Source organism: Streptomyces sp. NPDC093065, assembly GCF_044754585.1.
In the GTDB taxonomy this organism is placed as follows: Bacteria; Actinomycetota; Actinomycetes; order Streptomycetales; family Streptomycetaceae; genus Streptomyces.
In genome coordinates, this window is the sequence record NZ_JBIVPJ010000017.1 from 157,839 (window position 1) to 178,097 (window position 20,259).

A 20,259-nucleotide genomic window follows, 5' to 3' on the forward strand; every position below is an offset into this window, starting at 1 on the left:
CGGCTAGCGTGCATGCCATGGACATCAGCATTCACACCACCGCGCTGCCGCACGACGACCCGGACGCGTCCCTGGCCTTCTACCGGGACGTCCTCGGCTTCGAGGTCCGCCAGGACGTCGGCAACGGCAGGATGCGCTGGATCACGGTCGGGCCGGCCGGCCAGCCGGACGTCTCACTGCTGCTCTCGCCGCCCGCCGCCGACCCCGGCATCACCGACACCGAGCGCCGCACCGTCGCCGAGATGATGGCCAAGGGCACCTATGGCTGGATCCTGCTGGCCACCAAGGACCTCGACGGCACCTTCGAGAAGGTGCGCGCAGGGAACGCCGAGATCGTCCAGGAACCGACCGAGCAGCCGTACGGCATCCGGGACTGCGCCTTCCGGGACCCCGCGGGCAACCAGATCCGCATCCAGGAACTGCGCTGAGCGGAAGGCGGCCGGTGACCACCGCCGCGGCCACCGCCCGCCCGCACCTCCCGGACGGGATCTAGTCGCCCACCCGGCTGCGGCCCACCGCGTCGTCCACCCCGCCCGACGGCGCCGGGATCGCGGCCGCCGCGCCGGAGGCGTCGCCGTCCCCGTCCGTGTTGACGCGCTCGATGACCGCGAGCCGCTCCGGGGTGTCCTCCGGCCTCAGGTAGCCGATCAGGACGTACAGGACGAGCGAGACCGCCAGCGGGACGGAGACCTGGTACTCCAGCGGCACCCCGCCGTCCACGCTCCAGTTGATCGGGTAGTTGACCAGCCAGAAGGCCACCAGGCCCAGCGCCCAGCTGGTGAGCGCCGCCGTCGGGCCCGAGCGGCGGAAGGGCCGCAGCAGACCGAGCATCATCGGGATCGCGATGGGGCCCATCAGACCGGCGACCCACTTGATCACGACGGTGATGATGTCCTTGAACGTCGGCGAGTCGACCTGCGTCGCCACCGCCATGGACAGACCGAGGAAGACCACCGTCGTCAGCCGGGCCGCCAGCAGACCCGAGCGCTGCCCCCAGCCCCGCGCCCGCTTCGACAGCACCGGCGCCACGTCACGGGTGAACACGGCCGCGATGGCGTTGGCGTCCGAGGAGCACATGGCCATGGTGTGCGAGAAGAAGCCGACGACGACCAGGCCCAGCAGCCCGTGCGGCAGCAGCTGCTCGGTCATCAGGGCGTAGGAGTCCGAACCGTCCGCCTTCTGCGACTCCACCAGCAGCGGCGACATCCACATCGGGAAGAACAGCACCACCGGCCAGACCAGCCACAGCACCGCCGAAAGGCGCGCCCCCCGCGCCGCCTCGCGGGCGTCGCGCGTGGCCATGTAGCGCTGGGCCTGGTTGAGCATGCCGCCGTTGTACTCGAAGAGCTTGATGAAGAGGAAGGCCAGCAGGAACACCGTCCCGTACGGGCCGACCAGCGGCTTCCCGTGGCCCTGGAGGGCGGGCTCGTCCCAGGCGCCGAAGAATCCGCCGTGGTCGCCGAGCTTCAGGGCCACGGCCACGAACATCGAGACGCCGGCCAGCAGCTGGATGACGAACTGGCCCAGCTCGGTCAGGGCGTCCGCCCACAGGCCGCCGATCGTGCAGTAGATGCCCGTGATGACACCGGTGATCAGGATGCCCTGGTTGAGGGTGATGCCGGTGAACACCGACAGGAGGGTGGCGATGGCCGCCCACTTCGCGGCCACGTCCACGATCTTCAGCAGCATGCCGGACCAGGCCAGTGCCTGCTGGGTGGGCAGGTTGTACCGGTTCTTGAGGTACTCCAGCGGCGAGGCCACGTGCAGCCGTGAGCGCAGCCGGTTGATGCGCGGCGCGAACAGCTTGGAGCCGATGGCGACGCCGAGCGCGATGGGGAACGACCACGTCACGAAGGACGTGACGCCGTAGGTGTAGGCGATGCCGGCGTAGCCGGTGAACATCACCGCGCTGTAGCCCGACATGTGGTGCGAGATGCCGGACAGCCACCAGGGCATCTTGCCGCCGGCCGTGAAGAAGTCGCTGACGTCGTCCACGCGTTTGTGCGACCAGACACCGATCGCCACCATGACGGCGAAGTAGCCGATGAGCACGGACCAGTCGAGACCGTTCATGTGCCCCCTTCCGGGGTCCGCCTTGTGAACTCCGCCCAGCCGGTTGGCACTTCGCTTGAGCGGGGTAGGGGCGTGGCAGGCCGCGAAGTGCCCGCTCATCGTGGGTGCGTCGACGCGGGCACGACAAGGAAGGGGAAGGTCAAGAGGGAGTAAAAAGGTTCGGCTTACTGACCTGCGTTCATCTACATGAACGATAGTGAGGCGGCCCCCGAAGAGGCCGCCCGGTCCGCTACTTCAGCTCGGCGGGACACGGCGTGCCCCGCTTCAGCCCGTACGGCGCCGACAGCCGGTACGTACCCGCCTCGGGGGCGACGAGCGTCGTCCACACGTCGCCGTCGGCGGTCTCCTCGGTCTCCGTCAGACAGCCGTTGACGTTGTCGTACGTCTTCGGTGTGCCCTCGGGCGCGTTCTTGGAGGCCTCCGTCTCCTGCGGCGGCTTCAGCTTGTTGCCCTCCTCGTCGACCAGGCTCAGCCACGGCGAGTACGGCATCCGGATCAGGACGCGTCCCGCTTCCTGCACGTCGATGACCCACTCGTCCTGCTCGGCGCGCCGGACGACCGCGTCGGGCTCCGCCAGCGGCGTCGGATCGGTCACCTGGAACAGCTGCCAGTTGGCGTCTCCCCAGATCTGCTTCAGATACGGCAGGCCCCGCTGCAGCAGCTCCCGCTCCCGCTTGCCGCCGTCCCCGTCCGGCTCGCCCTTGGGCAGCACCACGTAGTGCACCGCCCAGCGCCGCAGCCATTCGTGGTAGTTCGCCGAGTTGAGGGTGTCGTCGTAGAAGAGCGGGTTGCGCTCCATGTCGGCCTGGCGGGTCCAGCCGCGGGCCAGGTTCACGTACGGCGCGAGCGCCGAGGCCTCCCGGTGGGAGCGGGCGGGCACGGCCTCCACCCGGCCCTGCTCCGCGCCGACCTTCTGCAACTCGTTCACGAGCGGCGCCAGCTCACGCGCCCACGAGGCGGCGGGCGTGGTGTGGACGGCGTCGTCGGCCGACTTGAAGCCGATCCAGCCCGCGAAGCCGGCGAGCGAGACCACCAGCGCGTACCACTTGCGCGACTTCGGCACCGTGAACGGCAGCGCCGCCACCAGCATCACCCCGGCGAAGAGCATCGCCAGACGGGTGATGTTGGAGCCGATCTGCGAGCTGATCAGCCAGACCAGCAGCACGGCCAGGCCGTAGACCGCCGACGTGATCCGCACGGTCTTCCAGGTGCGGGGCACCAGCCAGTACCCCGCAGCCGAGTACAGGACCGGCAGCACCACCGAGCCGAACCCCATGGGCTGGGTGCCGGAGAAGGGGAACAGCACCGCCGACAGTGCGACGACCGCGGCCGGGGCCACGCCCAGCGCCCAGGCGCCCGGACGGCGCTTCTGCAGGAACAGGGCCACCGCCACCAGGCCCACGAACAGCCCGGAGACCGGCGAGGCCATCGTCGACAGGGCGGCCAGCGGCGCCGCGCACAGTCCCTTGGCCCAGCGCTCGTGCCGCCAGCGGTGGGGCCAGCAGAACACGGCGGCGACCGCACCGAGCCCGAACATCATGCCCAGCCCGAACGTGACCCGGCCCGACACCGCGTTGGCCAGCAGCCCGAAAAGTCCGGCCAGTGACGCCCACAGCGGATTGCGGACCACCCGGCTGCGGATCAGGACCAGCGTCAGCAGCCCGGCCGACACCGTCCCCGCGATCATCATGGTCGTGCGCACGCCGAGCACGGACATCAGGTACGGCGAGATCACGCTGTACGACACCGGGTGCATGCCGCCGTACCAGGCGAGGTTGTACGCCGAGTCCGGGTGCCGGCCGACGAACTCGGCCCACGCGTCCTGTGCCGCGAGGTCGCCGCCACTGTTCGCGAACGTGAAGAACCACACGATGTGGAGCACCCCGGCCAGGGCGGTCATCGACAGCACGGGGTGGCGCAGCATGCGCTCGCGCAGGGCCATCAGGGCGGTGTTCACGGCCGACGGCGCCTTCGGCTCGACGGGCTCGGGCCGGGCAGGCCGTGACCCGGAAGGGTCCGACCCGGAAGGACCGGACCCGGAAGGACCGGACCCGGAAGGACCGGACCCGGAAGGTCGGGGCTCACCGTCGCCGTCCGCCGGGTCGTGGCCGTCCGCCGGGTCGTGGCCGCCGGTGCTCTTCGTGCTCTCCGCGTGCTCACCGGCGTCCCTGCGGGGCTCGGGTACGCGTGGTCGCGGGCCGGCTCCCGGACCCTGATCGGCGTCGTCGGCGCGTGTCGGCTCCGCAGTGGCCACCTGAAGGCACTCCCCGTGTCCCGTCTTCTTCTTTGGGCCGTGTCCCGTTCCCACGACCGGCGACTGCCCCGTTTCGTGACGCTAGCACGCGGCCCCGCACAGTTGCCTCCTCCCTTTCGGGACCCTCCCGGACCCCGCGAGGACGCGAACGCCCCCGCGGCCGGGCGGCCGCGGGGGCGTTCGCGTGGGGCGTCGCTCCGGCCCGGCGGGGCCGGTCGTCAGCCCAGGCGGGTCAGCTTGTCCGAGAAGCCGGGCTCGACGAGGTCGTCCCGCAGCGCCACCGGCACCTTCACGGCGCCGCTGGTGCCGCCGTCGCCGACCGTGAGGGTGCCGACCTTGGTGCCGGCCTTCGCGGTGTGCGGCACCTCGTCCGCGTCGAAGGTCAGCTTCACGGTCAGTCCGCCCCAGCCGACGGCCTTGACGTCCTTCGCGGCGACGACCGGCGTACGGCCGCCGAGGCCGTCGTCGACGTACCCGACGACGCTCCCCTTCTTCAGGATCGTCGACGACTGCAGGGTGTCCTGGGCGGCCCGGATCAGCTTGTCGCTGGAGTCCAGCGCGGCGGCGAGGATCCCTCCGCCGACGTCCGGCTGGCGCACCACGGCCCCGACGATGGTCCGGGTCTCGCCGCCGACCTCCTTCTTCGCCGCGAAGACGAGGTTGCCGAGCGCGGAGGTGGTGGTGCCGGTCTTGATGCCGACGACGCCGTTGTGACCGACCAGCTGGTTCCAGTTGCCGTGGTTCTCGTTCTTGTAGTCGTTGTACGACATCATCGCGGCGACCTCGCGGAAGGCGGGCTCCTTCATCGCGGCCTTGGCCAGCTTCACCTGGTCCACGGCCGTGCTCACCGTCGTGTTGTTCAGCCCCGACGGGTCGGTGTACGTGGTGTTGGTCATGCCGAGGTCCTTGGCGGCGGCGTTCATCTTCTCCACGAACGCCTTCTCCGACCCGGCGTCCCAGCGGGCCAGCAGCCGCGCCACGTTGTTCGCGGACGCGATCAGGATGGCGCTGAGGGCCTCGCGCTGGGAGATCGAGTCACCGGCGTAGACGTGGACGGTGGACTCGTCGCCGGCGTCCGACTGGTCCTCCGCCGCCTGGTCGATCTTGATCTTCGGACCCTCGGCGCCGCTCTTGAGCGGGTGGTCGCGCAGGACGACGTACGCCGTCATGACCTTGGCCACGCTCGCGATCGGCACCGGCTTCTGGTCGCCGGACGAGCCGAACGAGCCGATGCCCTGCACGTCGAGGGCGGCCTGGCCGCTCTCGGGCCACGGGATCTGCGGCTTGCCGCCCTCGAACGTGAAGCTGTCCTGTGCCGTGAGGTCGAGGGTCGGCGCGGGCAGCGGGCGCATGGACTGCACGACGCCGAGGATGATCACCAGCAGGACGACCAGCGGCGTCCAGATCTTGACCCGGCGCACCGTCGTCCGCAGCGGGGTCTCCGGGGGCGGCGGGGTGTTCGTCAGCTCCGCCAGCAGGTCCAGCGGCGGCTTGGGCGGCAGCGGCTGCTGCGTGGTCCGGTCGGGCCCGACGTGCGGCCTGGGAGCGGTGACCCCGGCACGGGGTGCCTGCGGCGCATTGGGCGCCTGCGCGTCCCGCGGGGGCTTGCGGTTGGCCGGCGCGTCCGGATTCCGCAGCGCCACGAACTTGCTGGTCCGCTCGGCATCCCCCTCGGACCGCGCGGGGGTGCCGCCCTTCTGCCCGGCCTTCCTGGCGGCGGAGGCGGCGTCCCCCAGCTTCAGCATCGTCGTCGGCTGGTCGACTGCGGGCTTGCCCGGCCGCGGCGCCTTGAACACGGCGGTGGGCTGATCCACGGGCGGCGCACCACCGTCGCCGTCGTCGCCGCCGTCGCCGTCGCCGTCGTCGGCGTCCCGCCTGGCCCCCTCTGCGTCCGAGCCCGGCTCGGGCTCCGGCTTCGAGTCCGAGTCCGGCGTGGACTTCGAGTCCGAGTCCGGCTTCGGTTCTGGTTTCGCTCCCGAGCCCGGCTCCGCTCCCGGGGCGTGGTCTGCGTCCACGCCGGAACCCGGTTCGGCGTCGGCATCCGAGGCCGTGGCCGAGTCGGCGCCGACGGCCGGCTCCTCGTCCCCGCCCGCTGCGGAGCCCGAGCCCGAGGCCGCGTCCGCGTCCGAGGCGGCGCCGGAATCCGAGGCAGTGCCCGAAGCCGGCGCGGAGCCCGCGTCGGAGCCGGAGCCGGACGCCGGGCCGGAGCCGGAGCCGGACGCCGGGCCGGAGCCGGAGGCCGAGTCTGCGTCGTCGTCCGAGGCGGAGCCTGACCCGGAGGCTGCGTTCGTGTCCGTGGCAGCACCTGCATCGGAGCCGGACGCCGAGCCCGAGTCCCCGTCCGGGTCAGCGCCGGAATCCGGGTTGGCGCCCGGGCCGGAGCCGGACGCGGGGCTGGAGCCCGAGACTGCGTCCGTGTCCGAGGCCGTGCCCGACCCCGAGGCCGTGCCTGAGGCTGCGTCGCCGTCGGAGGCGGAGTTCGGCCCCGAGGCGGTGTCCGTGTCCGCGGTGGTGCCGGAATTCGGGACTGAGCTCGCGTCGGAGCCGGACGCCGGGCCCGAACCCCCGTCCGAGACAGCACCCGAACCCGAGGGCCTGTCCGAGCCGGAGGCCGCGTCCGGCCCCGAATCCGAGGCAGCGCCCGAAGCCGGCGCGGAGCTCGCGTCGGAGCCGGATGCCGGGCCCGGGCCCGGGCCCGAGGCTGCGTCGGCGTCCGAGGCGGAGCACGACCCGGAGGCAGTGCCCGAAGCCGGGGCGGCGTCCGCGTCGGAGCCGGACGCCGGGCCCGACGCGGCGGCGTCCGTGTCGGAGTCCTGGTCCGCGTCCGTGTCGGAGTCGCCGTCGGCCGTCTCGGCCTGGTCGGTGTCCTGCGGGGCGGCCTCGGGCGCGTCGGCGCCCGTGTCGCCGTCCCGTGAGGACTCCTCGTCCCGCGGGTCCTCGGGCCGTGCGTTGGCGGCGGCCCGCTCGTCCGCGGTGGCCACCCAGGCCGCGACGGCGTCCCTGAGCCGGCCGTCGGTCCCGGCGGCGTACGCCGCGTCGGCGACCCCGGACCCCTCCGGAGCGGCGGCGGACGCCTCGGCGTCGTCGTCCTCGCCGGAGGTCTCCGCCTCCGGCGAGGACTCGCGGACCGACAGCACCCGGGTCGCCGTGTCGACGCCGCCACCGGACCCGGACCCTGCGGACCCCGCGGAGCGCTTCGCGTCCTCCCGCGCCACCGCCAGCCGCGGATCACGCGTCTCGCTCGCCTCGGCCCTGGCTTCGGGAACCGGACCCGCGCTCCCCGACGTCGGTTCTTCCGACGACTCGCGCTGCTTCGACCTGTCGGGGGACTCGCCCGCCACCGATGCCTCCTCCATGCGCCGCACGTCCTGTGCGCGCTACCGAACCCGTACCGAAACCATTTACCAGTGTCCTGTGTACGGGTGGAACCCACGCGGTAGACGAGAACGACATACCTACCGGTTCCACTACGAAGCGGTCACGCACCCTCGACAGACCAATGTGAGAGGGGTCACCCTGTCTGTCATCCACGCGGGGAGGCATGGATGGGCAGGAGCCGCAGAACACTTCCGGAGGAGCTTCTGCTGCTGGCGTTGGACCCGACCACGGGTACCACCGCACAGCCGCAGTCGCTCGACCTCGGTCTGGCCGGAGCACAGCTGGTGGAGCTGGCGCTGGCCGGACGGATAGCCCCAGACGGGGATCGTATCGCCGTGGTGGCCCCACGGCCGACAGGAGATCCAACACTGGACTGCGCGTTGGAGTTGCTGCGAAGGCGTGGCGCTCCGGTACGGGCGGTCAACTGGATTGGCGGACCCCGCCTGGGGCTGCGCCAGACCTACCTCTCGCATCTGGAGCGATGCGGCATGGTGCATGCCGTGGAGGGCCAGATGTGCGGGGTGCTGCCGACGACTCGCTACCAGGCGACGGACACGGCGATCAGCCGGGAGATCAAGGCCCGGCTGGACTCGGCGATCCGCACCGGCGTACCGCCGGACCCGCGGACCGCGGCGCTCGCCGCGCTGGCCCACGCGGTCGGACTCGGCAAGCACCTCTACCCGGGCAACGAAGGACGCTCGTCGCGGTCCCGGCTGCGGGACCTCATCAGGCACGACCCCATGGGCGGTCTGGTGGCGCACGCGGTGATGGACGTCCAGAACGGCGCTGCGGCACAGCCACGCCGCAGTCCGGCCCCGGCCGGTCGCCCGGCCCCGGGACCGGGGGCGAGGCCCGCCCCGGAACCCGCCCGCGGTGTTCCGGCACAACCGAGCCACGGATCCATGGCGCGAGCGGTCGCGCACTAGCCCGGCCGGCGCACCGCACCACCAGCACCACCGCATCACAGCACCGCAACGCAACGCCGCACCGCCAGTCCCCAAGCCCGGTCACGGGAGCCGCAGGTCCGCGCGGGGCGGTGGCACCGACCGTACGTCCGGCCCGACCGGACCGCGGAAAGGTTCCGCCGCCTCGCGCGGCCGCATGTGGGGGTGGTGCTCCGAACTGGCGTGTACGCGGCGCATATCGACCGTTTCCCAGCGGTAGAAAGCACCTTGGTGGCAGTCTGCTCAGCAGCAGATACACAAAGTGGCAAGTACGAGTCACCCAGCCGGAGGTGCACGTCCCGTGGCGTCGAGTGTCAATCCCACCGTAAGGCGGCGTCGGCTGGGCCAGGAGCTGCGCCGGCTCCGCGAGCAGAAGGGCATGACGGCCGAGGAGGTCGCCGAGCGGCTGCTGGTCTCCCAGTCGAAGATCAGCCGTCTGGAGAACGGACGGCGCAGCATCAGCCAGCGCGACGTCCGAGACCTGTGCGGCGTGTACGAGGTCGAGGACCAGCGGATCGTCGACTCGCTGATGCAGATGGCGAAGGACTCGCGCCAGCAGGGCTGGTGGCACGCCTTCGGGGACATTCCGTACAGCGTCTACATCGGCCTGGAGACCGACGCCGAGTCGCTGCGCACCTACGAACCCCAGATCATCACCGGCCTGTTGCAGACCCGGCCCTACGCCGAGGCGCTCATCCAGGGCGCGTTGCCCGAGACGTCGGTCGCCGACGTGGAGAAGCGGGTGCAGGTCCGTATACGGCGGCAGGAGCGCATCTCCGCCGAGCACAACCCGCTGCGGCTGTGGGTGGTCCTCGACGAGGCCAGCCTGCGCCGGGTGGTGGGCGGCAAGCAGGTGATGCGGGAGCAGTTGGAACACGTCGCCGAGATGTCGCAGCTGCCGCACATCACCGTGCAGGTGCTGCCGTTCGACGTCGGGGCGCACCCCGGCATCAACGGCCAGTACTCCATCCTGGAGTTCGCCGACGCGGCCGACTCCAGCGTGGTGTACATCGAGGGCGTGACCAGCGACCTGTACCTGGAGAAGGCGCCGGACGTGCAGAAGTACACGGTGATGTACGAGCATCTGCGGGCGCAGGCCCTGAACGTGGAGCAGTCGCGGCAGCGCATCGAGGACGTGGCGAAGGAATACGCGCGCTGAGCCGCCGAAGCCCTCGGCCGGACGCTCGAAGCCGGACAAAGGCGGGATAGTACATCCCTGCCACGATGTACTGGAAGACTCACCTGGAATATGCCACCCGGTCGGGTGAATGGCTGCTCCGTCCGGGAAGGCCAGCGAGTAGCGTCGATCACGCCAAAGATCAAACGTCATTGGCGTGAACCACACCCGCGACTCGCCATCGGAGCAGACATGGCAATTCTTCAGGGCGCCCAGGAATCGTGGACCAAGTCCTCCTACTCCGGAGGAAACGGCGCGTGCGTCGAGGTCCGGTCACCGGTCGTGGCGGCGCTCGCCGTCCGCGACTCCAAGGTGACCGGCGGCCCGGTCCTCGCCTTCCCCGCCGACGCGTGGACCGCCTTCGTGACCTCGGTCAAGGAGTAGCGCCGCCACGCGTCACCCGTCAGTACCGCCGACGGCGCCCTCTCGACCAGTTCGCCGACCTTGCCGAGAGGGCCCCGCCGACTCGCCTCAGCTCACCGGGAAGGCCACGTCGCACACCGGGTCCTCCGGGCCCGCCGCCTCCCAGTCGGCGAAGTACACCTCGCGGCACGGCCCCGTCACCGTCAGGCCCCGCGCGGCGATCCACTCCTCCACCGCCCCGAAGGCGGCCAGGATCTGCGGATAGGCCACCTGGGCCTTGGTGATCCGGGTGTAGGCCAGCCGCCCGGCCGGCTCCACCCGCACCCGCGTCAGCCGGGCCCGCCCCCGCTCCTCGCTCCACGCCCGCGCCGCCGCCTCGTCGGCGACCGGCACGCAGGACTCGGCGGGACCGTCGCTCTCCTCCGACACGTCCGAGTGGTAGAGGACGAACGGCGCCGCCGTCACACCCCCGCAGTCCCGGGCCGCCTCCTCCAGACGCCCAAGCGAGGCGCCGATCCACGCCGGCAGCTCGTCCGCCAGCACGTGCCGGCTCTCGCTGATCACCACCTGTTCGGGCACGTCCACCGTCTCGACCACGAATTTTCCGTGCACGTCGCAATCCCTTCCGGTCAGCCGTCCACGGAGGTACTCGGCGAGCGTGCGCTGCCCGGCCAACCGGGCCTCCACGTCCGCCCAGTAGGCGTCGAGCAGAGCGGCGGCCCGGCCGCCGTCCGCGTCCACCACCTCGGCGATCCGCGCGAGTGGCATGTCCAGCCGGCGCAACAGGGCCACCAGCCGGGCACGTTCGGCCTGCCCGGCGCGGTAGTACCGGTAACCGGTGGCCTCGTCCACGTGGGCGGGTGCCAGCAGACCCAGCCGGTCGTACAGCCGCAGTGCCTTGGCCGACAGCCGGGCCCGCGCGGCGAACGCGCCGATGGTCAGCAACGCCTCCCCGCGCACGTCGCCCACGCGCTCCCCCATGCCGTCGTCCATGCCGGCGCCCATGCCGTCGTCCTCCGTCACCGGGCGGCCGTTCCGCCCGGTGACCGAGACGCTCGGGCTTGCCCCAGGGGGAAGGTCAACCGGCAAGGCGCGCCTCGACGGCCGCCACGACCTCGGCCGCCTCCGGCTCGGTCTGCGGGGAGAACCGGGCGGCGACCTTGCCGTCCCGCCCGATCAGGAACTTCTCGAAGTTCCAGCGGATGTCCCCGCTGTGCCCCTCGGAGTCGGCGAAGCCGGCCAGCCGGTCGTACAGCGGATGCCGGCCCTCCCCGTTGACCTCGACCTTCTCGGTCATCGGGAAGGTGACGCCGTACGTCGCCGAGCAGAACTCGGCGATCTCGTCGGCGCTGCCCGGCTCCTGGCCCATGAACTGGTTGCAGGGCACGCCCAGCACGGTGAACCCCTGCCCCGCGTACCGCTCGTGCAGCCGCTCCAGGCCGGAGTACTGCGGGGTGAGCCCGCACTTGGAGGCCACGTTGACCACCAGCACGACCTGACCGGCGTACTGGGAGAGGTCCGCGCTCCCGCCCTGGAGCGCGCCGATCCCGACGTCGAGGGGGAGGCTGTCGTCGTTGCGCGTGTTCGGTGAGGTCGTCATGCACCGGATGCTAGTCCGGCACCCGGCCGCTCCCGCCCGCCGCCTCCACGAGCACCTCCCCGGCCGACGTCCGCGAGTACAGCACCGACCGGCCCGCCCGCCGCCGCTCGACCAGCCCCGCGTCGAGCAGCACCCGCAGGTGCCGGCCGACCGAGCCGAGGGCCTGGCCGGTCACGCCGACCAGCTGGCTGGTGCTCATCGGGGTGAAGAGCAGCGTCAGCACGGACGCGCGGGCCGGCCCGAGCAGCGCGCCCAGGGCGGCGGGCACGCGCCGGGCGCCGTCGTCCGTGAGGGCGCCCGCGCACGGGTAGACCACCGCGTACCGCTCGGGCTCCTCCCACGCCACCCAGCCGTGCCGCTGCGCGGTGATCGGCACGAGGATCAGCTCGGCCCCGGACAGCTCGCGGGGCGGATACGGGTTCAGGTTGATCTGGAGCCGGTTGCCGCCCAGCCAGCGGGTGCCGGGCCGCAGGTCGTCCAGGACCGCTGCCCAGCCGCCCCGGCTCACCTGCGCGGTCCGCGCGACGACGTCCGCCTCCAGGACCCGGCGGCGCCGCTCCCAGTCCGGCCGTACCGCCTGCGTCCAGACGTCCTCGAGGAGCGCGGCGGCCCGCTCGGGCAGGTCGTCGCGGTCCAGCACGGCCGGGAGCGGGCCCCCCACGGAGACGGCCAGGTCGGCGCGGGCCCGGTCGGGGCGGGCTGCCCGGATCCGCTCGACCCCCTCCTCGAAGCTGAGGCCCTCGGCCGGAGTGGGGGTGAGGAAGTCGGCGTTCCACCCCCGGCCGAGACCCGCGTCGACGAGCAGCGCGGCCACCGGGTCGGCCGCCATCCGGCGCAGGTGGGCGGGCCGGTGGGCGTCGAGCCAGGCCCGTTCGCCCGGATGCCCGGCCACCCCGGCGTGCAGCAGCTTCAGACAGGCCAGGGCCTCGTCCAGCGGCGAGACCACGAAACGGCTGCGGGCGAGCGTGTCGGCGTTGACCTCCCACCAGCCCATGCGGCCCCCTCTCCGGCACCTTTCGCGTCCGCGCGAAACATTAACGGCCCCTCCGGCGCCCACCCGACACTCCCCGCATGCCAGACACGAGCCGCAGAAGCTACGCGGGCCTCTTCCGCACCCCGGAGTTCACCCCTCTCTTCCTCTCCTCCGCCGCCAACCTGGCCGCCCAGACGGTCGGCGGCCTCGCCCTCGGCACGCTGGTGTTCCGCGCGACGAACTCGCCGCTGCTCTCCGCGGTCAGCATGTTCGGTCCCGCGCTCGCCCAGGTGCTGGGCGCCACGTTCTTCCTCTCCGGCGCCGACCGGCTGCCACCGCGTGCGACGCTGGCCGGTCTCTCGGCGGCCTTCGCCCTCATCACCGCGGCACTCGCGCTGCCCGGCCTGCCGGTGTGGGGCATGCTCGCCCTCGTCCTCGTCAAGGGCCTGATCGCCTCCGTCGGCGGCGGGGTCCGCTGGGGGCTGCTGACCGAGATCCTGGCCAAGGACGGCTACCTGACCGGGCGTTCGCTCTTCAACATGATGAACGGCGTACTGCAGATCGGCGGTTACGCGGTCGGCGGCGTCCTGGTGACCCTGCTGTCCCCGCGCCTGTGCCTGCTGCTCGCGGCCGGTGTGTACGCCGCGGCCGCCGGCCTCGCCCTCCGGCTGACCCGCCGCCCGCCGCGCACCGCGGGCCGCCCCTCCGTACGGGCCACCTGGCACGCCAACGCCCTGCTGCTGTCCGCCCGTCCGCGCCGCCACCTCTACCTGGCCCTGTGGATCCCCAACGGCCTCGTCGTCGGCTGCGAGTCCCTGTACGTCTCCTACGACCCGCGTGCCGCGGGCACCCTGCTGGCCTGCGCCGCGCTGGGCATGCTGGCCGGGGACCTGACGGTCGGCCGGCTGCTCCCGGCCCGGCTGCGCCCGCGCCTCGGCGTCCCGCTGCTGGTGCTGCTGGCCGCGCCGTACCTCGTCCTGTTCCTGCGCCCTCCGCTGCCGCTGACGGCCGTACTGGTCGCCCTGGCCTCCGTGGGCTTCGGCGCGACCCTGGTGCAGCAGGAGCGCCTGATCGCCCTGACCCCCGACGAACTCTCCGGGCACGCCCTCGGACTGCACTCCGCCGGGATGCTCACCATGCAGGGCGTCGCCGCGACCCTGGCCGGCACGGTGGCCCAGTTCACCTCCCCGGCGACGGCCATGACCGTGATGGCGCTCGCCTCGCTCACGGTGACGCTCACGCTGACGGTGGCGAGCCGGCGCGCCGCGCCCGACGGCGGGCTGCTGCCGACGCGGGCGGCGGTGCGGTCCGCGTGACGGTGCCGGTTCCCCGCGCGTGGCGGGTCCGGCGGGTGCGACGACTCGGCCTCGATTGGGTCAAGGACCGCCCCGGAACCCCTGCGCACCCGGACCCTTGCCTAGGCTGAGGAACTTGGGGAGGGCGCCTGAGGACAGGGAGAGGGCGGCTCTTGAGCGCTGCGACACCGGAGTTGTGATGACCGTGAAGAAGTCGCCGCCCGGTTCCGCGGCGCTGCTGGCCTGGACACCCGTCGCCGCCATGGCCGTGGTCGCCACCGTGGACCTCACGATGGGCCCCGGGGTGGGACTGCTGCCGCTGGTGTCGCTGGGACCGGCGTTCGGCTCACTGGTCGGCGGCTGGCGGCGCACCGCGGTGATCGGACTGGCCGCGCTGCTGCTCTGCGTCGGTCTCGGCATGTACAACGGGCTCTTCGACCGCCCCCGCGGCTACACCGCCATGCTGTCGGTGGCCGGCGTGACCGGCGTCGGCATCGTGGCGGCCCTGATGCGTTCGCGCCGCGAGGCCGAGCTGGCCAGCGTGCGCTCGATCGCGGAGGTGGCCCAGCGGGTCCTGCTGCGCCCGGTGCCGCTGACCGCGGGCCCGCTGCACGCGGCCGTCTCGTACACGTCGGCGGTCGCCGAGGCCCGGATCGGCGGCGACCTGTACGAGGTGGTGGCCTCGCCGCACGGCGTCCGGGTGATCGTCGGCGACGTCCAGGGCAAGGGCCTCGCGGCCGTGGAGACCGCGGCCCGCGTCCTCGGCGCCTTCCGGGAAGCGGCGTACGACGAGAAGGACCTGGTCAAACTGGGGGAGCGGCTGGAGCGCAGTGTCGCCCGGGAGCTGGAGGACGAGAAGTTCGTCACCGCCGTCCTCGCCGAGATCGGCGACGACCACCGCGTCGTCCTCCTCAACTACGGCCACCCGGCGCCGATGCTCGTCCACGACGACGGCACCGCCGACTTCCCGGAGCCGCCCGCCTACGCCCTCCCGCTGGGCCTGGCCGCGCACGGCGCCCCCGGACCGGTCCCCTTCCCGGTGCCCTTCCTCCCGGGCGACCAGCTGCTCCTCTACACCGACGGCGTCACGGAGACCCGGGACGAGCGGGGCGACTTCTACCCGCTCGCCGGGCGCGCCCACCTGCTGAAGGACCCCGACGCCCACCGCGCCCTCGACGCCCTGCGCGAGGACCTCGTACGGCACACGGCGGGACCCCACCACGACGATGCGGCGATGCTGCTGCTGCGCTACCAGGGACCGGACGGCGGCGGGCCGGTCGCCCCGGTGTGACGGCGCCCGAGTGCGACGGTGCCCGCGTGCGACGGCGCTCGGGCGTGACCGCGCACCCGTCCGGATGCGTGGTCACCGGCGCGGGCGCAGACTGGCCGGGTGAGCGGAACGCACATGACGCGGGACCCGAGCACGCCCGGTGCCGGCCGCCGCGCACCCTCCCAGTCGCTGGCCCTCGCCGCCATGATGTTCGCGGTGGCGATGACGTTCATCGACCAGACGATCGTCTCGATCGCCGCCCCCGACATCGTCTCCGAACTCGGACTGTCGGCCTCGGGCATGCAGTGGGTGATCAACGCCTACCTGCTGGCCCTGGCCGCCTTCTTCGCCCTGGGCGGACGCCTGGCGGACCTGTGGGGCCCACGCCGCGTGGTCGTCGTCGGCACCCTGGTCTTCGTCGTCTCCTCGGTGCTGTGCGGCTGCGTACCCTCCGGGGACTACGCGCTGACCTGGCTCATCGTCTTCCGCGCCGTCCAGGGCCTGGGCGCGGCCCTGCTCTTCCCGGCGGCGCTCGCCGTGGTCGTCGCGGTGTTCCCGGTCGAGCGCCGGGGCCGCGCGCTCGCCCTCTTCTTCGGCCTCACCGGCGCCCTGACCGCCGTGGGACCGCTGCTCGGCGGCTGGCTCACGGCCTGGACCTGGCGGGCCATCTTCTGGGTCAACGTCCCGGTGGCCATCGCGGCACTCGTCCTCACCGCACTGGCCGGCATCCCCGACCGCCGGCGCGAGGAGTCGCTGGACGTGAAGGGCGCCCTGCTGATCGTCGCCGGCATGGGCCTGAGCGTGCTCGGCTTCCAGCAGTCGGCGGCCTGGGGCTGGGACAACGCGGCGACCTGGGTCTGCATCGCGGGCGGCCTCGCGATCCTCTACGCCTTCTGCCGCTACGAACTGCGCACCCGTCACCCCCTGGTCAACCTCGCGGTCTTCCGCGACCGCGCCTTCACCGTGGACGCGCTGGTGCTCTTCTTCGCCATGCTGGCGTTCGTCCCGCTGTTCTTCTTCGCCTCGGTCTACGCCCAGGTCTCGCTCAGCGCCTCGCCCAACCAGGCCGCGCTGTACCTGCTGTACTTCTTCGCCGGGTTCGCCATCGCCTCCCAGTGGGGCGGCCGCATCCTCGACAAGCGGGGCGCCCGCCCGGCGCTCAGGATCGGCTGCGCCCTGGGCGCCGTCGGCTTCGCGCTGTGGGCCGGCAAACTCACCGACCTGTCCATGCACGACCAGTGGCCCTACGCCGCCCTCGCCGGCGCGGGCATCGGCTTCGTCCTCGCCCCCGCCTCGACGGACGCCGTCAACCGCTCGATCGACTCCTCCTACGGCGAGGTCACCGGCATCACCCAGACCGTCCGCAACTACGCCGCCAGCGTGGGCCTGGCCGTCTACGGCACCATGCTGACGCACTCCATGACCGACCGGGTCGAGGAGACCCTGAGCACCCGCGGAGTACCGCCCGACGCACGGCGCTCCATGGCCCGGGACGTCACGGAGGCGATCACCGGCAACGCGGACACCCGCACCCCGACGGGCGACGGCCCGGCGCAGTCCGCCATGCGGGACGCGATGTCCGCCATCCGCCTCGACTTCGCCGAGGCCAACCAGTGGGTCTTCTACGGCATGGCCGTCGCCCTCGCGATCGGCTACTTCTGCGCGCTGCGCCACCCGGGCGGCCGGGCGGAGGACGTGAACGGACGCGCGGCCGAGACCGCTTCGCCCCCGAAGTCCCCGTCCCGCCCGGTCACCGGCGCTCCCGGCGACGGGAGTTGAGGCGGGCGGCCTGACGCGTGAGGTGGTCGCGCTCGGCGAGGTCGGGCGCCTTGTGGGCCGCCTCGGCGTACAGCCGTGCCGCCGTGTCCGGGTCGCCGTCGCGCTCGTGCAGGTACGCCGCCACCGCCGCGTAACGGGGCAGCGCCTCGTCCAGCGCGGCCAGCGCCGCCAGTCCGGCGCGCGGCCCGTCGGCCTCCCCGACGGCGACCGCGCGATTGAGCCGCACGACGGGGTTGTCGGTCAGCCGCGCGAGCTCGTCGTACCACTCCACGATCTGCACCCAGTCGGTCTCGCCGGCGGTGGGCGCGTCGGCGTGCAGGGCGGCGATCGCGGCCTGCGCCTGGAACTCGCCCAGCCGGTCCCGGGCGAGCGCCGCCTGCAGGATCTCCACCCCCTCGGCGATCGACGCGGTGTCCCACCGGCCGCGGTCCTGCTCGGCGAGCGGCACCAGGCCGCCGTCGGGCGCGGTACGGGCGGCCCGCCGCGCGTGGTGGAGCAGCATCAGCGCGAGCAGCCCCGCCACCTCGGGGTGGTCGACGGAGGCCGCGAGCTGACGGGTGAGCCGGATCGCCTCCGCGGCGAGGTCGACGTCACCGGAGTAACCCTCGTTGAAGACGAGATAGAGCACGCGCAGCACGGTGGCGACATCACCGGGCCGGTCGAACCGGACAGCGGAGACGGTGCGCTTGGCCCGGCTGATTCTTTGCGCCATCGTCGCCTCGGGCACCAGGTAGGCCCGGGCGATCTGCCGGGTGGTCAGCCCGCCGACGGCGCGCAGCGTGAGCGCGACCGCCGAGGACGGCGTCAGCGAGGGATGTGCGCACAGGAAGTACAGCTGGAGCGTGTCGTCCACGTCCGCCGCCGGTCCGGGCGCCGGCTCCTCCTCGACGCGGTCCTCACGCCGCCGGCGGGCGGTGTCGGCGCGGGCCGCGTCGAGGAACCGCCGCCAGGCCACGGCGACCAGCCACCCCTTCGGATCACGCGGCGGGTCGTCCGGCCACCCGCGGACCGCCTCGACCAGCGCCTCCTGGACCGCGTCCTCGGCCGCCGCGAAGTCGGCTCCGCGGCGGACGAGGACGGTCAGCACGCTCGGCGTGAGGCTCCTGATCAGGGCCTCGTCCATCGTCGAGGTCACTCCGTGACGGTCGGGTGCGCGCCCAGGAACGGACGCAGCTCCAGCCACTCGTGGATCGGCTTCCCGCCCGCCCCCGGCGCGGCCGACAGCTCCCCGGCCAGCTCGACGGCGCGCTCGTAGCCGTCGACGTCGATCACCATCCAGCCGGCGATGAGATCCTTGGTCTCGGCGAACGGCCCGTCGGTGACCGGCGGCTTCCCCTCACCGTCGTACCGCACCCAGGTCCCCTCGGGGGCGAGCGCCTGCCCGTCGACGAACTCGCCGGTCTTCTCCAGCCGGGCGGCGAAGTCGTTCATGTACTGGATGTGCGCCGAGATCTCGTCCGGCGTCCACTGGTCCATGGGCACGTCGTTGGCCGGTGCCGGGGCGCCTCGGTAGTGCTTGAGCAGCAGGTACTTGGCCATGATGCGTCGTCTCCTCGGTGCTGGTGCGGCCCATTGTGGCCGCCTTCACCCCTGGGACGGAGCCGGACGCGCGTTCTCGACACGGCGGGAGAGATCAGGCGGAACTTTTTTCCGAGACGTCCCTCAGGACCCCCTCCACGCCGTGCAGGAAGGTCTCGGAGACCAGCTCGGGGTCGAAGAGGCACCCGGCCGCCATCGCACCGTCCCTCAGCATCACGAAGTGCCGTCCGGCGGCCTCAGCCGGTGCGTGCCCCTCGCCGGCCCGTGTCAGCAGCTCCGTGACGGTGTCCAGGAACCACTGCCGGTGGGCCAGCACCGCCCGGTGCACGGGGTGGTCCGGGTCCGGATACTCGGCCACGGCGTTGAGGAAGGCGCAGCCGCGGAAACCGGGGGACCGGATCCCGTCGACGATGGACCGCGCGACGGCCCGGACCTGCCCGTCGGCAGCGGGCGTACTGCCCAGGGCCGCGGCCACCTGCCCCCGGATCCCCCGGTCGGCCTGGTCGAGGTAGGCGAGGACGAGGTCTTCCTTGCCCGAGAAGTGCCGGTACAGCGTGGCCCGGGTGACCTGCGCCTCCGCGGTGATCCGGTCGATGCCGACGGAGTGGATGCCCTCCGCGTAGAAGATCTTGGTGGCGGTGCCGAGCAGCCGGGCTCGCGCTTCGGAGGTGTTGCGGGCAGCTGCGCTCGGGCTCATGGGGCCACCGTATCAAGGTGGCGAGGTAGAACGTTCGGTCTTGACAACGGGGACGGCTACCCTTTGACTTCATGGCGAGACCGAACGTTCTACCTCGCGCTCTCCGGGCTCTCTGGGCTCGTCGCGTTCTGCCGAGTTCTCCGCGCTCTCTCCTCGTTTTCTTCTCCGCACCGAAAGGCACTCCTGTGGACACCGCCGTCGCCGCCCCGCCCGCCAGCGTCCCCGTCACCCTGCGCAAGCTGTACTTCGTCCGCTTCGCGTTCGCCGCCGTATGGGCCGCCCTGCTCTTCGCCACCGCCGACACGCTGGGCCCGCTCGGCACCACGCTCCTGCTGGTCTACCCGCTGTTCGACGTCGCGGCCGCGATCGTCGACGTCCGGTCGGCGAAGGCGAACGGCGGCCCGGCCGCGCCCCTGTACGCGAACATCGCGATCAGCTCCCTGACGGTCCTCGCCCTCGCCCTCGCCGCGACCTCGGGCATCCCGGCCGTCCTGCGGGTCTGGGGCGCGTGGGCGGTCACCGCGGGCATCGTCCAACTCGTCGCGGGCGCCGTCCGCCGCCGGCTGGGCGGTCAGTGGCCGATGATCGTCAGCGGTGCCATCTCGACGCTCGCCGGTATCTCGTTCGTGACGCAGGCCGGCGCCGACGACCCGTCCCTGGGGAGCCTCGCGGGATACGCCTTCCTCGGCGGCGTCTTCTTCCTGGCCTCGGCGGTCCGTCTGACCCGGGGGACGCGCGACCGGTCCGCCTGACCCGGGGGACGGCCGGGCCCGACCGGGGGGTGTGACCGCGAGCCCCACGAGCACCCGTGGCGGTACCGGGGGAGTCGCGAGCGACGGAAGGAGCCGGCCGTGCCGCACCGCTCACCCACCCCGCCGGAGCCGGGGAAGCCAAGGGAACAGGGGAAGCCGGGGAAG

Annotated in this window: 17 protein-coding genes and 1 pseudogene; 9 read left to right on the forward strand and 9 right to left on the reverse strand. The window is 72.7% G+C overall.

Features of this window, described 5'->3' with window-relative positions:
* Positions 1-17 precede the first annotated feature (17 nt).
* The gene (locus ACIQFU_RS26945) at positions 18-428 is read left to right on the forward strand and encodes a VOC family protein (RefSeq protein ID WP_402554753.1); all 411 of its coding nucleotides are present in this window, start codon (positions 18-20) and stop codon (positions 426-428) included.
* A gap of 61 nt (positions 429-489) precedes the next feature.
* Here ACIQFU_RS26945 and ACIQFU_RS26950 read toward each other — a convergent pair whose 3' ends face one another.
* The 3 genes from ACIQFU_RS26950 to ACIQFU_RS26960 form a co-directional block, all read right to left on the reverse strand.
* Positions 490-2,073 (reverse strand): sodium:solute symporter family protein, encoded by a 1,584-nt coding sequence (locus tag ACIQFU_RS26950; protein WP_402554754.1) that lies wholly within the window; start codon positions 2,071-2,073, stop codon positions 490-492.
* 229 nt (positions 2,074-2,302) lie between these two features.
* Positions 2,303-4,327, reverse strand: coding sequence for an MFS transporter (locus tag ACIQFU_RS26955; RefSeq protein ID WP_402554755.1), 2,025 nt, complete (start codon positions 4,325-4,327; stop codon positions 2,303-2,305).
* A gap of 218 nt (positions 4,328-4,545) precedes the next feature.
* Entirely contained in the window at positions 4,546-5,679 is a 1,134-nt protein-coding gene (locus ACIQFU_RS26960) for a serine hydrolase (protein ID WP_402554779.1), read from the reverse strand.
* 137 nt (positions 5,680-5,816) lie between these two features.
* On the opposite strand from ACIQFU_RS26960, the pseudogene ACIQFU_RS26965 reads away from it, so the two are divergent.
* From ACIQFU_RS26965 to ACIQFU_RS26980, 4 genes and pseudogenes are all read left to right on the forward strand, one after another.
* Positions 5,817-5,879 (forward strand): annotated as a pseudogene (locus ACIQFU_RS26965) (hypothetical protein); the annotation flags it as partial.
* Positions 5,880-7,872: 1,993 nt separating this feature from the next.
* Positions 7,873-8,631: a GPP34 family phosphoprotein gene (locus ACIQFU_RS26970; RefSeq protein WP_402554756.1), complete on the forward strand. Its 759-nt coding sequence runs from the start codon at positions 7,873-7,875 to the stop codon at positions 8,629-8,631.
* Positions 8,632-8,950: 319 nt separating this feature from the next.
* A complete protein-coding gene (locus ACIQFU_RS26975; RefSeq protein ID WP_402554757.1) occupies positions 8,951-9,808 on the forward strand; it encodes a helix-turn-helix domain-containing protein in 858 nt (285 codons plus the stop codon).
* 210 nt (positions 9,809-10,018) lie between these two features.
* A complete protein-coding gene (locus ACIQFU_RS26980) occupies positions 10,019-10,210 on the forward strand; it encodes a DUF397 domain-containing protein (protein WP_059301326.1) in 192 nt (63 codons plus the stop codon).
* An 87-nt stretch (positions 10,211-10,297) separates the two neighbouring features.
* Here the strand turns inward: ACIQFU_RS26980 and ACIQFU_RS26985 are convergent, their stop codons facing one another.
* From ACIQFU_RS26985 to ACIQFU_RS26995, 3 genes are all read right to left on the reverse strand, one after another.
* A complete protein-coding gene (locus tag ACIQFU_RS26985; protein ID WP_402554780.1) occupies positions 10,298-11,194 on the reverse strand; it encodes a MerR family transcriptional regulator in 897 nt (298 codons plus the stop codon).
* Positions 11,195-11,267: 73 nt separating this feature from the next.
* Entirely contained in the window at positions 11,268-11,789 is a 522-nt protein-coding gene (locus ACIQFU_RS26990; protein WP_402554758.1) for a glutathione peroxidase, read from the reverse strand.
* A 10-nt stretch (positions 11,790-11,799) separates the two neighbouring features.
* Positions 11,800-12,783 (reverse strand): ArsR/SmtB family transcription factor, encoded by a 984-nt coding sequence (locus ACIQFU_RS26995; RefSeq protein WP_402554759.1) that lies wholly within the window; start codon positions 12,781-12,783, stop codon positions 11,800-11,802.
* 77 nt (positions 12,784-12,860) lie between these two features.
* On the opposite strand from ACIQFU_RS26995, the gene ACIQFU_RS27000 reads away from it, so the two are divergent.
* The 3 genes from ACIQFU_RS27000 to ACIQFU_RS27010 all read left to right on the forward strand — a co-directional run bounded on the left by ACIQFU_RS27000 (position 12,861) and on the right by ACIQFU_RS27010 (position 17,106).
* Positions 12,861-14,078, forward strand: a complete 1,218-nt coding sequence (locus ACIQFU_RS27000; RefSeq protein ID WP_402554760.1) for an MFS transporter — start codon at positions 12,861-12,863, stop codon at positions 14,076-14,078.
* Between the two features lie 178 nt (positions 14,079-14,256).
* Positions 14,257-15,348, forward strand: coding sequence for a PP2C family protein-serine/threonine phosphatase (locus ACIQFU_RS27005; protein ID WP_402554761.1), 1,092 nt, complete (start codon positions 14,257-14,259; stop codon positions 15,346-15,348).
* Positions 15,349-15,462: 114 nt separating this feature from the next.
* Entirely contained in the window at positions 15,463-17,106 is a 1,644-nt protein-coding gene (locus ACIQFU_RS27010; protein ID WP_402554781.1) for an MFS transporter, read from the forward strand.
* Here ACIQFU_RS27010 and ACIQFU_RS27015 read toward each other — a convergent pair.
* From ACIQFU_RS27015 to ACIQFU_RS27025, 3 genes are all read right to left on the reverse strand, one after another.
* Positions 17,078-18,229 (reverse strand): RNA polymerase sigma factor, encoded by a 1,152-nt coding sequence (locus ACIQFU_RS27015; protein WP_402554782.1) that lies wholly within the window; start codon positions 18,227-18,229, stop codon positions 17,078-17,080. The two genes, ACIQFU_RS27010 and ACIQFU_RS27015, sit on opposite strands and share 29 nt — an antisense overlap.
* An 8-nt stretch (positions 18,230-18,237) precedes the next feature.
* On the reverse strand, positions 18,238-18,645 hold the full coding sequence (locus ACIQFU_RS27020) for a YciI family protein (protein ID WP_402554762.1): 408 nt from the start codon (positions 18,643-18,645) through the stop codon (positions 18,238-18,240).
* 94 nt (positions 18,646-18,739) lie between these two features.
* Positions 18,740-19,342: a TetR/AcrR family transcriptional regulator gene (locus tag ACIQFU_RS27025; RefSeq protein WP_402554763.1), complete on the reverse strand. Its 603-nt coding sequence runs from the start codon at positions 19,340-19,342 to the stop codon at positions 18,740-18,742.
* Positions 19,343-19,527: 185 nt separating this feature from the next.
* Here ACIQFU_RS27025 and ACIQFU_RS27030 point away from each other — a divergent pair, with 185 nt between their 5' ends.
* Positions 19,528-20,094: a hypothetical protein gene (locus tag ACIQFU_RS27030; RefSeq protein WP_402554764.1), complete on the forward strand. Its 567-nt coding sequence runs from the start codon at positions 19,528-19,530 to the stop codon at positions 20,092-20,094.
* Positions 20,095-20,259: the final 165 nt, after the last annotated feature.

Excerpts from the sequence above, each read along its gene's own strand:
- ACIQFU_RS27005 (WP_402554761.1), top strand. The coding sequence starts at position 14,257 with ATGACCGTGAAGAAGTCGCCGCCCGGTTCCGCGGCGCTGCTGGCCTGG.
- ACIQFU_RS26960 (WP_402554779.1), bottom strand. The coding sequence starts at position 5,679 with ATGCGCCCGCTGCCCGCGCCGACCCTCGACCTCACGGCACAGGACAGC.
- ACIQFU_RS26970 (WP_402554756.1), top strand. The coding sequence starts at position 7,873 with ATGGGCAGGAGCCGCAGAACACTTCCGGAGGAGCTTCTGCTGCTGGCG.
- ACIQFU_RS27000 (WP_402554760.1), top strand. The coding sequence starts at position 12,861 with ATGCCAGACACGAGCCGCAGAAGCTACGCGGGCCTCTTCCGCACCCCG.
- ACIQFU_RS27020 (WP_402554762.1), bottom strand. The coding sequence starts at position 18,645 with ATGGCCAAGTACCTGCTGCTCAAGCACTACCGAGGCGCCCCGGCACCG.
- ACIQFU_RS26995 (WP_402554759.1), bottom strand. The coding sequence starts at position 12,783 with ATGGGCTGGTGGGAGGTCAACGCCGACACGCTCGCCCGCAGCCGTTTC.
- ACIQFU_RS26945 (WP_402554753.1), top strand. The coding sequence starts at position 18 with ATGGACATCAGCATTCACACCACCGCGCTGCCGCACGACGACCCGGAC.
- ACIQFU_RS27010 (WP_402554781.1), top strand. The coding sequence starts at position 15,463 with ATGACGCGGGACCCGAGCACGCCCGGTGCCGGCCGCCGCGCACCCTCC.
- ACIQFU_RS26985 (WP_402554780.1), bottom strand. The coding sequence starts at position 11,194 with ATGGGCGCCGGCATGGACGACGGCATGGGGGAGCGCGTGGGCGACGTG.
- ACIQFU_RS27025 (WP_402554763.1), bottom strand. The coding sequence starts at position 19,342 with ATGAGCCCGAGCGCAGCTGCCCGCAACACCTCCGAAGCGCGAGCCCGG.
- ACIQFU_RS26950 (WP_402554754.1), bottom strand. The coding sequence starts at position 2,073 with ATGAACGGTCTCGACTGGTCCGTGCTCATCGGCTACTTCGCCGTCATG.
- ACIQFU_RS26990 (WP_402554758.1), bottom strand. The coding sequence starts at position 11,789 with ATGACGACCTCACCGAACACGCGCAACGACGACAGCCTCCCCCTCGAC.
- ACIQFU_RS26980 (WP_059301326.1), top strand. The coding sequence starts at position 10,019 with ATGGCAATTCTTCAGGGCGCCCAGGAATCGTGGACCAAGTCCTCCTAC.
- ACIQFU_RS27015 (WP_402554782.1), bottom strand. The coding sequence starts at position 18,229 with ATGGACGAGGCCCTGATCAGGAGCCTCACGCCGAGCGTGCTGACCGTC.